This is a genomic window from Gottfriedia solisilvae (genome assembly GCF_002128405.1).
GTDB classification, from domain to species: Bacteria; Bacillota; Bacilli; order Bacillales; family Bacillaceae_G; genus Gottfriedia; species Gottfriedia solisilvae.
The window spans coordinates 363,867-375,650 of record NZ_NETJ01000003.1; the positions used below are offsets into that span (position 1 = coordinate 363,867).

13 protein-coding genes are annotated in these 11,784 nt (G+C 32.1%); 7 read left to right on the plus strand and 6 right to left on the minus strand.

Annotated elements, in window-relative coordinates:
• Positions 1-129: 129 nt before the first annotated feature.
• From CAB05_RS11065 to CAB05_RS11085, 5 genes are all read left to right on the plus strand, one after another.
• Positions 130-927, plus strand: coding sequence for an amino acid ABC transporter substrate-binding protein (locus CAB05_RS11065; RefSeq protein ID WP_371870400.1), 798 nt, complete (start codon positions 130-132; stop codon positions 925-927).
• Positions 914-1,609: an amino acid ABC transporter permease gene (locus CAB05_RS11070; RefSeq protein ID WP_087999896.1), complete on the plus strand. Its 696-nt coding sequence runs from the start codon at positions 914-916 to the stop codon at positions 1,607-1,609. Before CAB05_RS11065 ends, CAB05_RS11070 begins: the two co-directional genes overlap by 14 nt.
• Positions 1,610-1,624: 15 nt before the next feature.
• Positions 1,625-2,359: an amino acid ABC transporter ATP-binding protein gene (locus CAB05_RS11075; RefSeq protein WP_087999897.1), complete on the plus strand. Its 735-nt coding sequence runs from the start codon at positions 1,625-1,627 to the stop codon at positions 2,357-2,359.
• Between the two features lie 149 nt (positions 2,360-2,508).
• Positions 2,509-2,709, plus strand: coding sequence for an alpha/beta-type small acid-soluble spore protein (locus tag CAB05_RS11080; protein WP_087999898.1), 201 nt, complete (start codon positions 2,509-2,511; stop codon positions 2,707-2,709).
• A gap of 77 nt (positions 2,710-2,786) precedes the next feature.
• Complete coding sequence (locus CAB05_RS11085) at positions 2,787-3,038, plus strand: hypothetical protein (protein WP_088000413.1); 252 nt, start codon at positions 2,787-2,789, stop codon at positions 3,036-3,038.
• A 46-nt stretch (positions 3,039-3,084) separates the two neighbouring features.
• Here the strand turns inward: CAB05_RS11085 and CAB05_RS11090 are convergent, their stop codons facing one another.
• The 6 genes from CAB05_RS11090 to CAB05_RS11115 form a co-directional block, all read right to left on the minus strand.
• Positions 3,085-4,182: an ABC transporter ATP-binding protein gene (locus tag CAB05_RS11090; protein WP_087999899.1), complete on the minus strand. Its 1,098-nt coding sequence runs from the start codon at positions 4,180-4,182 to the stop codon at positions 3,085-3,087.
• Between the two features lie 132 nt (positions 4,183-4,314).
• Complete coding sequence (locus CAB05_RS11095) at positions 4,315-5,238, minus strand: PucR family transcriptional regulator (RefSeq protein ID WP_087999900.1); 924 nt, start codon at positions 5,236-5,238, stop codon at positions 4,315-4,317.
• Between the two features lie 77 nt (positions 5,239-5,315).
• A complete protein-coding gene (locus tag CAB05_RS11100; RefSeq protein WP_087999901.1) occupies positions 5,316-6,500 on the minus strand; it encodes a YheC/YheD family endospore coat-associated protein in 1,185 nt (394 codons plus the stop codon).
• Entirely contained in the window at positions 6,497-7,852 is a 1,356-nt protein-coding gene (locus CAB05_RS11105) for a YheC/YheD family endospore coat-associated protein (protein WP_087999902.1), read from the minus strand. The genes CAB05_RS11100 and CAB05_RS11105 overlap by 4 nt, the downstream gene beginning before the upstream one ends.
• Positions 7,852-8,937: a YheC/YheD family endospore coat-associated protein gene (locus tag CAB05_RS11110; protein ID WP_087999903.1), complete on the minus strand. Its 1,086-nt coding sequence runs from the start codon at positions 8,935-8,937 to the stop codon at positions 7,852-7,854. Before CAB05_RS11110 ends, CAB05_RS11105 begins: the two co-directional genes overlap by 1 nt.
• A gap of 18 nt (positions 8,938-8,955) precedes the next feature.
• The gene (locus CAB05_RS11115) at positions 8,956-10,050 is read right to left on the minus strand and encodes a YheC/YheD family endospore coat-associated protein (protein ID WP_087999904.1); all 1,095 of its coding nucleotides are present in this window, start codon (positions 10,048-10,050) and stop codon (positions 8,956-8,958) included.
• A 260-nt stretch (positions 10,051-10,310) separates the two neighbouring features.
• Here CAB05_RS11115 and CAB05_RS11120 point away from each other — a divergent pair, with 260 nt between their 5' ends.
• Entirely contained in the window at positions 10,311-10,664 is a 354-nt protein-coding gene (locus tag CAB05_RS11120) for a YlbF/YmcA family competence regulator (protein ID WP_087999905.1), read from the plus strand.
• 139 nt (positions 10,665-10,803) lie between these two features.
• The gene (locus CAB05_RS11125) at positions 10,804-11,673 is read left to right on the plus strand and encodes a Cof-type HAD-IIB family hydrolase (protein ID WP_087999906.1); all 870 of its coding nucleotides are present in this window, start codon (positions 10,804-10,806) and stop codon (positions 11,671-11,673) included.
• Positions 11,674-11,784 lie beyond the last annotated feature (111 nt).

Below are 11,784 nucleotides of genomic sequence, written 5' to 3' on the forward strand. Positions count from 1 at the left end.
AAGTTAGAATTAAAAAGCAGAAAATAAAAATAATAATTTTATAGTAGTTTTTTGTTGAAATTTCGCTATACATGAAATATATTTAAAACAAATAATTCCGATAAGGTTAAGGGAGATTTAAAAATGAAAATTAAGAAAATTGGTTTAGCAATAGGTTCATTAGTTTTAGCAGCAGGCTTTATGGCAGGTTGCAATTCAAATAAAGAAGACAATTCTGCAAAAGGAAAAGATTTATTAACACAAGTTAAAGATAGTGGAGAATTAAAAATTGGAACTGAAGGTACATATGCACCTTTCACATTCCATGATAAAGATGGAAAATTAACTGGTTTTGACGTTGATTTAGCAAATGAAGTTGCTAAACGTTTAGGTGTAAAAGCGAAATACTCTGAAACACAATGGGATGCAATGTTTGCAGGTTTAGATGCAAAACGTTTTGATATGATCGCAAATGAAGTAGGTATCAAACCAGAACGTGAAAAAGATTATTATTTCTCACAGCCATATATTACGTCATCTGCAGCATTAGTTGTAAAAAGTGATAGTGACATAAAAGCATTAGAAGAAATTCAAGGGAAAACAGCAGCACAATCATTAACAAGTAACTATGGTGATATCGCTAAAAAATATGGTGCAAAATTAATCGGTGTTGAAGGTTTTAGCCAAGCAATCCAATTAATTGAAACTGGGCGTGCTGATGTGACTGTTAATGATAAATTATCAATTCAAAATTACTTAAATGAAACTGGCGACACTAAAGTGAAAATCGCTGCATTAGAAGCTGATGCGTCTGATAGTGGATTTATGTTCCGTAAAGATGATGATTCTTTAGTAAAAGCAGTTGATAAAGCGTTAGATGAAATGAAAGAAGACGGAACGTATGATGAGATCGTAACTAAATGGTTTGGTAAAGATGGTACTAAGTAGTATATTACAACAAGACTGGAGTAACTCAATAACCATTGTGAAGGAATCTTTCCTTCCAATGGTTAAAACTGCTTTAACAGGAACTATTCCATTAACGATTATTACTTTTATCGTTGGTTTAGTTTTGGCCTTTATTACTGCGCTTTTCCGTCTATCAGGTAATAAATTCTTAAATGCTATAGCAAGAGTGTATGTTTCAATCATTAGAGGAACTCCATTACTAGTTCAACTATTTATTATTTTTTATGGACTGCCATCAATTGGACTAACAATATCACCTTATATTTCAGCGATTATTGGTTTTTCATTAAGCGTTGGCGCGTATGCATCTGAAATTATACGAGGTTCTATCCAATCTATTGATAAAGGGCAGTGGGAAGCTGCTTATTCAATTGGTATGACATATAATCAAACACTAAAACGAATTATCATTCCTCAAGCTGCTAGAGTTTCATTACCACCGTTATCAAATACTTTTATTAGTTTAGTGAAAGACACTTCATTAGCCTCATTAATTTTAGTTACTGAAATGTTTCGTACTGCTCAAGAAATCGCAGCAGTTAACTTTAAATTTTTATTAGTATATACTGAAGCTGGTTTTATATATTGGATTATTTGCTTCTTCCTATCAATCATCCAAGGACGATTAGAAGCACGTGTTGAACGATATGTTGCAAAATAATGGGGGAAGAGAGATATGATTAAGTTAGAAAATATTCAAAAACGTTTTGGTGAATTAGAAGTATTAAAAGATGTTAGTTTAAATGTTCAGAAAGGGACTGTAACCGCAATTATTGGCCCTTCTGGTTCAGGAAAAACGACATTTTTAAGATGTATAAATGTGTTAGAGCAACCTAATAACGGTAAAATAACAATTGATGATCAGACAATTGACTTTTCAAATAAGGTATCTAAAAAAGAAATTATATCTTTAAGAAGTAAAACAGGTATGGTTTTTCAGCAACACCATTTGTTCCCACATTTAACTGCACTTGAAAATGTGATGGAAGGTTTAGTTACAGTACAAAAGGTTAACAAAGAAGTTGCGAAGAAAAAAGCGACTGACTTACTAGTTAAAGTAGGATTAGAAGATAAAATCAACTTATTGCCACATCAGTTATCAGGTGGTCAGCAACAACGAGTAGGTATTGCAAGAGCATTAGCACTTGAACCGACTGTCATTTTATTTGATGAACCAACTTCTGCATTAGATCCTGAACTTGTACAGGAAGTTTTAAAGGTGATGAAGGAATTAGCAGAGGAAGGTATGACGATGATTGTTGTAACGCATGAGATGAGATTTGCTCGAGACGTTGCAGATGAAGTCATCTTTATGGATGGTGGTTATATTATTGAACAAGGTCATCCAAGTGAAGTATTAGAAAAACCAAAACAAGATCGAACAAAGCAGTTTTTACGTTTAATACAATAATTTGAAGGTACTAGAGCCAGATCTAGTGCTTTTTTTTTGGTCTTTTTTACTTTACATTCATTTTCCAAAATTTACATTGTCTTTAAATACATATGAAATCGGTTTGGAGTCATACTATCATTACACTTACATAAGGAGGTGAGACACAGATGGCTAACAACTCTAACAACCAATTAGTAGTAGCTGGAGCTCAACAAGCTTTAGACTCAATGAAGTATGAAATCGCTTCTGAATTTGGTGTACAATTAGGACCAGATGCAACTGCACGTGCTAACGGTTCTGTAGGTGGAGAGATCACTAAACGCTTAGTTCAAATGGCTGAACAAAGCTTAGGTGGATATTCAAAATAATAATTATGGATATAGGGATGGAGATTCTTCTCCATCCTTTCTTAATGAAAAGAGTTATACATAGTGGAGGTATGGTGATGGAAGGAATATGCCCGCTTTGTAATGGAATTGAACAATTAAAAGTAATTTGCCCAATTTGTGAAAATCAATGTGATGATCAGGGAAGAGCAATAGATTATGAAGACAAATATAGTCCTTATATGGATTACGATATTTCTGCTAAATCTGATGGTTTAACAACAGAAAATTCAAATCAATATTGTACTCACATGTTTAATTGTCCAGATTGTAACGAGGGACTCTTAAAAATAATCAATAAAATAAGATAACGCAGTACCAATATAAATGGTACTGCGTTATTTGTTTTACTAATTATTATCGAATACGTGATTCAGTTTCTTTATCGAAGAAATGTACTTTATTCATATCTACTGCTAACTTGATGATTTGACCATGTGTAAAGCTAGAACGTGCATCTAGTCTTGCTACTAATTGATTGCCTTCAAAGTTAGTGTAAAGCATTGATTCTGCACCTAAAAGCTCTGCAACTTCAATTTCTAAATCTAGAATTGTACCTTGAGAAGCTTCTAAGAAAACTGGCTCGTCATGTAAGTCCTCTGGACGAACACCAAGGATAATGTCTTTTCCGATATAACCTTGATCTCTTAAAGTTTTCATTTTACCTTCAGGAACAGCAATTCTCTTGCTACCTAAGTTAAAGTATCCATCTTCTAATTTTCCGTTTACAAAATTCATTGCAGGAGATCCAATAAATCCACCAACGAAAACATTTTCTGGTTTGTCATATACTTCTTTAGGTGTACCAACTTGTTGGATGATACCATCTTTCATAACAACTAGTCTTGTTGCCATTGTCATTGCTTCTGTTTGGTCATGTGTTACATAGATTGTTGTTGTTTGAAGACGTTGATGTAATTTAGAAATCTCTGAACGCATTGCTACACGTAATTTAGCATCTAAGTTAGATAATGGCTCATCCATTAAGAATACTTTTGCATCACGTACAATAGCACGTCCTAAAGCAACACGTTGACGTTGTCCACCAGATAGAGCTTTTGGTTTACGATCTAAGTATTGTTCTAGACCTAAAATACGAGCTGCATCTTTCACGCGGCGATCGATTTCAGCTTTATCAAATTTACGTAATTTTAAACCAAATGCCATATTATCATAAACAGTCATATGTGGGTAAAGTGCATAGTTTTGGAATACCATCGCGATGTCACGATCTTTTGGTTGAACATCGTTAACACGCTTACCATCGATATAAAAATCACCTTTAGAAATATCTTCTAGACCAGCGATCATACGAAGTGTAGTAGACTTACCACAACCTGATGGTCCTACAAAAACAATAAATTCTTTATCTTGAATGTGAAGATTAAAGTCTTCAACTGCTGTTACGTTATTATCATAAATTTTGAAAATATGATCTAATTTTAATTCTGCCATGATTCGTTTCCTCCTAATTGTGAAATCGGTTTCATTAACTAGATTGTACAGTTTAAAATGTTTTCTAACAATAGTAAACGTTTACAAAAAATACAAGCCTCATTTGTACATATTGCACAAATGAGGCTTGTATTAAGACATTTCGCGTAACTCAAGTAATTGAATCGCCAAAAAAATAACTAGTCCATCTTCGAAATGCTTTAAATCAATACCAGTTTGTTCTGAAAATTTATCTAATCTGTATTGAACTGTATTTCGATGAAGAAATGCTTTTTTGGCAGTTGCTGTTACATTCATATTATGTTGAAGATAAATTTTGACAGTTGAAAGTGTTTGATCATTTAATGTCATATCATTTAACAAAATATTAGGAAGTACATTTCTTAAATCTTCTGGAATGAAAGACATAAAATAATGGAGCATTTCTTTTGAGAACCAAAGTACACTTTTATGTTTTTTAAACTTTAAAGCCTTCTTAAAGCATTGTTGTTCAATCTCAAATGCCTGTTGCAATTCGGATAGAGGAGCATAACATTTCCCTACAAAAAAAGTAACATCGTGATATAAGTCAGCGGCAATTGTTTCTTGCATATGTTCAAGATAGGATTGCATGATTGGCTGATCGTTTATTTTTTCTATAATTACACCTTCTCTAGCAGAAGACCAAATGATGATGATCTCTTTATGGAAAAATGCCAAAATAGCTTCTTCAAATTCTGCTTTATTCGAGAAAAATTGTTTGCTATTAAAATGAATAAAACGTACGGAGCTTGGCAATTTTACTTCATTTTCATCAGTAAATGGATTCTTTTCATTATCATTAAATAAGTAGTCAAACCATCCATTATTGATTGTAGGAATGAAGAGGGCTTCTGTATCTAATGCCGTGAATATTCCAGATAATAGTTTTTTTTGTTCATCCTGAATACTTTCGTTTTTAATGCCAAATAATTCTTGGTGATCTGTGAGAAACCAAGTGTAATCTAAGTATGTGTTTTCATCAGGTATAACAGATACAGAATTCGTGCCAAATATATTTATAATTTTTTCAATCATATTTATGTACCTTTCCACATTCTTTCATATCATTTTATCATTGTTACTGAGAATAAAAAAGAAACCATAGTACGTTACTATGGTTCGAATTTTGAAAGTTCATAAAATAGATGTATTAAATTTTCCATGCCTTTTTCTTTTATCTCAACTTCATCAAACACCATTGGTTTCGAATTGATTTCAAAAATATAATATTGACCATTATGAAGTCCAATATCCATAGAGAATTCATAGAAATGACCTTGATGCTGATTTAACGCTTCTCCAGTGAGTTGAACAATCTTTTGAAGTAGTTGTTCATTTAATTGAATAGGAAGCTCTTCAAGGGGGATGATGCTTCCACCTCTAGGGACATGGGTAGTAATTCCACCAGGTGTGCCAACTCTTACCCCAATACCAGAAATGATGAATTGTTTGTCTTTTTTATGAACTAGGATTCTTAAATCAAATTTCCTACCATCAGGCAATTTGCTATCAATCCCTTGCTGACATATATAGGGCTCACTTATAGAGGTTAGAAATTTCCAACAATCTTTTATCTCTTTTATCAGTTCAACATGAAATGCATTTCTGATACTCGCTGTATTATCTTTTAATAATGAAATTTTAAATACGCCCAATCCTTTTGCGGAATGGTGCTTTTTAATGTAGATGCAATTCCATTTATTTAAGTATATGCGAAGGTCTTCTTCCGTTTTTAAATCAATCGTTTCAGGTATATATTTTGATAAAAACTTATCAGATGAGAGGAGTGACATTGTTCCGATTTTAGATAAATAGGATTCATTGAAAAAAGGAATATTAAGCTCTGATAATTTGTTACGAAATTGTTTGTATTGTTCATTGGATTCATATAGAACGGATGGTATGCGATTATAAATGACATCTGGCAAAGGTGAAAATAATTCAAGCCATTTTTTTGTTTGAAAACAAAATGTATAACATTTAAGGGAGGTCCCAGAAAATGCAGAAGGTGTAAAGATAACTGGGATGCCACCTTCGTTCATGATTTTTTTGCAAATTCTTTTAAAGGTTTTGATATTGCCACTAAATGGGAAACGATCTTCATTTGTTAAAATACCAATAATTGGGCCTAAGTGTTGCTGATTTTTTTTTACTTGAAATGTTATGGTGCTTTTGCCTTGATCTTGAATTGAAATATGGTTAATTAATAAGCGATTATGACCGAGCGTAACCTTAGGGCGATCAATTTCATTATGGGACCATGTATTTGATTCAAGATTATAAAAAACGGAAGTCATTTTATCGTAACCTTGGACTTAGTGCTTTGTTTAGACAAATGCGTTGCATATTCCAAAAATAACTTTTTAATCGTTTTGTCATGTTCTCGGAAATGTGGATTCGTAAAGATTGAACGCCCAGGTTTAGAGTTCGCTTCAAATAACCACACTGTTTCGTTTTTATCAACACCTAAATCAAACCCAATTTCTCCTATATGGCCTTCTAGTTGTTTGTCTAACACTTCGCTAATTCTGAGTGCAGCTAAAGATAATTTATCATGTATTCTTTTTGCTTTATCGTTTTCAAATATTTCATCAAGTGTTTTAACACGTCCGCCATTATTTAAATGCGTCGTTGTACTTCCTTTACCAGCTACCTTTGCAGCTATGACAGTTACGTGCCATTTACCATGAGCATCTTTATTTGTATGAACTCGGAAATCAACTGGTTGATGTTCATAACGAATTAAAGAAATACCTTGTTGGACGATAAAATCATGTAGTTTCGTTTTCCTAAATACACGATTTATTAATACATTAAGCGATGAGAATTTTTGAAGTTTATTTACTCCGTCTTCTCTATAACGGCAATAATAAATATCTTCCTCGCGGTGGTAACGGATGACAATAACCTTTGAACCTAAACTACCATTTTCAGGCTTTATATAGACGAATTGATGCTGAGAGAGTAATTGCTCAATTGTATCTAAATTATGAAACTTTTCCGTTACTGGGAGATAATGTTTCACTGATATTTCGTTTTTTAACTTAACATACAAATCCCACTTGTTGAAAAATCCAGGATTAAACCAAGGAATTTTATACTCAGTCTCAAGTCGATTTCGAACTTTCTTAATTAATTTATGTTCTTCAATTTTTCGATTTGGTAGACGATTGTAAATTACAGTTGGAAATGGGACAACTTCTTTAACCCATCTTTTTTCTGTGAAAAAATAGCCTTGAATTGTTTCAGTTTCCCAATCAATTCCATGCATTCCAAATATAAAAATAAAGCTATTTTGCAGATTATTTTCTGCCATTAAGTTTGCGAACATAAAACTGCGATCACCAATCGGTCGAAGTAGTGATTCAGTAAAGCCAGCCGTAAAAATCCCAATTAAAGGGCCTAATTGAAGTGTATCTCCAATAATAATTGGTTCGATATTGCCTTCAAATGGAATACATAACATTTCTTTTAACTGTTCAGAGATTGAAATGACATCATGAAGTGTATTCATCGTGACGAGCTGACAAGGGTACTTTTTTTGACCAAATGCAATATATTCAATATTTCTAGTTGAAGTTAATGCTTCGGGTACACAGACTAAGTCTTTACTCTGTCGATGTGTAACGATTTTTACAACATCATTCATTATTTGATTTCACTTCTTTCATTTTTAGATTTAGATTGTAGATGGAGACAATATTGAATTGGTGCTGAATAAAGTTTATGTTGAATTGAAGGATCGGATTGAAGTAATACTTTTCTGCCAGGTTTAGAATTTATATCTAAAATCCATACGGCTTGATTGGAATCAATTCCTAAATCTAAGCCGATTTCAAATAGTGGAAGAAAGTTTTTCTCTAGTACAAGCGGTAATTGATTGCAGATTGTTTCAATATCCTCCTGCAATATTAATGCAGTTCTTTGGTTGAATTGCTTAATCCACTCATCAAATGGTTGAACATTACTTCCTCCACTCAAATTGGAAATAATTGAATTAGGCTGACCGACTCTAATACCTTTTCCTACTGTATCCCATTTACCTTTTTCGTTCTTTTGTAAAAGTATTCGTAAGTCAAAAGCTTCATGTGATTTCGTTTTTAAATCCAAATAACTTTGATAAACATAACCTTTAGATTCAACGATTGGTTGTAACCATTCAAAAAACTCATCTCGAGTTTCATATACCGTCTCGATCACTTCTTTTTGCTTTTGAGTTGATACACTAATCGAATAGGCATTTAAAGTCACAAAATATATATTAATCCCTCTAGAACCATGAATTGGTTTAATCACTAATCTTCGAGATTTTCTTAACTCTTCAAAAAATACAGCTAGGTGTAACAATTTCTTCGTTTTAGGAATGTAAGGACTTAAGCTTTCATCAGTAGAAATGGCTTGATAAGTTTCCCACTTTCCAGGAAGACCGTACCCTAAAAATGTAATATCTTTACGTTTCTTTAACCAATCTACTATTGGTTTTGCTTGCTTACTTTTTACATTAGGAGAATAAAAACAACGATCATAAATAAAATTAGGAATTTCAAAAGATGTTTTCTCCCATTGTTCAGTTTCAGGGATATACTTCCAACCCACAATATCTTCAGTGGAAGGTTGGATGCTAAATGGTGTAAATTGTACAAATTCATATCCAAGTTTACTTGCTTCCTTTGCCATATACTGAACGTATTCACCTTCTTGCCTTTCTTTCAGAGATAAATATCCAATTCTCATCTTCTTCACTCCTTGTACTTATAAATATGATTGAACAAGCGAAAAAATAGCTTTTGTTGAAGGTCTTATTTTATGAAGTGGATCTACTATTTGTAAGTCCTTTGAAGGCTTAGAATTTAGTTCAATAACCCATGGGTTAAATTGCTCATCTATAGCAAGATCCACCCCAAATTCAGCAAATAATCCATCAAAGGATATATCTATGCATTTACAACATTCTATTGCTAACTCGGTAAGTAATTTTTTAAAGTGAATTCTCTCTTTTTTTGGCAAGTATTGACTTAGAAATTCATCTATTTTTTCAAGATCACCACCACGAGCTAAATTGCTAACGAACTGTGTTGGATGGCCAATTCTTGCAACAGTAGAGGTTACTTCCCATTTGTTAAATTTATTTTTATGGCAAAGAAAGCGAAAATCAACGAGTCGATGATCTTTCATAATTAAAGGCAAGCCTTCTTGAATGATATAAGTTCTTCTTTTTAATTGCGGTTTAATTGTTTGAAATAGTTGATGAATCGTTTCAAATTGTTTTTCCTCATCTGAATTTTGACTATTTTGCAATCGATAATGTTCTTTTTCTTTTGTTACTTTAAAAATATTTCGCCCTTGGCTACCATGGATTGGCTTAATAAAAACGGTCTGATATTTTTGTAAAAAGCTGTTTAATTGATCTTCAGAAATACATTCTTCTGTATATGGAACATAAGGTTTTAAATACGGTGATTCGATAAAGGACTTAAAAACTTCAAGTTTATTTAAAAATCGTGCGTTAAAGAATGGAATATTTTGATTTGATAAAGCTGAACTCAATTGCTTAAATTCTTTAGAGCGTTCTAATTTTCTCGAATGAATTCTGTTGTGAATAATAGAAGGGGAATTTACTTCTGTTAAAAACCAGCCACTTTCATTCCGCTTATATCCAACTAATTCATTGCTAATAAGCTTTTGAAACGTAGTAACATAGAAATTCATTTCATGCTCTTCGCATAAATCAGTAAACTCTTCACAAAGGCTCGTGATGGTGCCAAGAGGTTGTATGGATTTTTCATTTACAGTATCTGTTACGATCACAAACGATTGTGGACTTGAATGTTTAGGAAAAGATTGCAATGATTCTCCTCCTTTCCAAAATTATTATCGTTGTATCATATGTGATATCCGCCTAGTTGGTGAATGTTTTTCTTTTAATAATCAATTGAATTCTTTATGTAAAACAAGTCCATAAAATGAATTTAATGAAGCATTTATTTAAGAGAGACAATAAAATGTAGTTACTAAGATAAGAATAAATAGTTTTATACCTGAAAAACTGACATATAATAGAATGTTTGCTATAGTGTTAGTTACAAAGTAATTAGGAGGTTAGAAATATGTCAGTAAACATTCATGATATTGCATATTCACTACAAAATGCGCTAAATGAGCACCCAGATTTAAAAAACTTACAATCTTTATATGCACAAATATTAGCTGATCCAAATGCTAAGCCTTTATTTTCGGAGTTTCAAAACTTTCAAATGACAATGCAGCAAAAAATGATGCAAGGAGCACAAATTTCTCCAGAAGAAAGTACACAAGCTCAAGCGCTTATGGCAAAGGTTTCACAAAATCCTTTAATATCAAATTTAATGCAAGCTGAACAAAGAATGAACTTAGTCATTCAAGATTTAAATAAAATTATCATGAAACCATTAGAAGATTTATACAGTAGTTTAAATCGATAATGTAGTAAAAGACTCCATGACATTGGGGTCTTTTTTTTATGATAATTGGAAATAATATCAAACTACTATGTGTTCTAATTAATGTAAGCATGTCATATCTTTGAATATCGGTATTCTTGGTGAAATGGGGGAGAACTTAATGATTTATAAGTTACTTGCAATTAATATAGATGGGACGTTATTACAATCAAATGGAAAGCTCACTAAAGAAACTAAGGAAGCAGTCGAATATGTTCAAGACAAAGGAATATATGTTACATTATTTACAAGCAGAAATTTCCAAGCAACAAAAAAATTAGCTAAAGCTTTGAAAATTCCTTCATTACTAGTCTCTCACTCTGGTGCATTTATTTCTTCTAAACTTGATGAACCATTCTTTGAAAAGAGAATTGAAGAAGAAGAAGCTTATGATATCGTTAAGAAATTAGAAAAATATGATTGTAATATACGTTTGTCTCACGAACATTTTTCGATCGGAAATAGAAAAAAATTGCAGTCTAATTTAGTAGCTAAAGCGGTTTTAAATAACGCAGATCCTGTTTTTTATCCAATCCAATTCGTTGAATCTCTCTCAGATAGTATTCTAGAGAATTCAATTTCTCCATTAAAAATAGAATGTCATTTTTCAGATGAAGTAGAAAAAAATAAAGTTAAAAAAGAAATTAATCAAAAATATCCACATTTAGATTGTTTAAGTGATGAAGAAAAGAAAATTGAAATCGTTCGAAAAGGCATTTCAAAGTATTCTGGTTTAAAACGTTTAGGTGAACATTTAGGTATATCCTATCATGAAATGGTTGTTATTGGAGACAATTACAGTGACTTACCACTAATTGAGCATGCCGGGTTAGGTGTTGCGATGTCTAATGCACCAGTAGAAATTAAAAAAGTGGCTGATTGGATTACACGTTCAAATGATCAAAATGGTGTACCTTATATGATCAAAGAGCATTTTAGAAAACAATTCCCACTTCCATTCTTAAAATCACATTTGAAAATTGAAAAATAACATGTAGCCTGGTTTTCATTGAGATGTATTCATTGGAAACCAGGTTTTTTAATGACAAATTTTATTAATTGACCTGCATTGTCTTTAATTTTATACTTAAGTGATAAATTT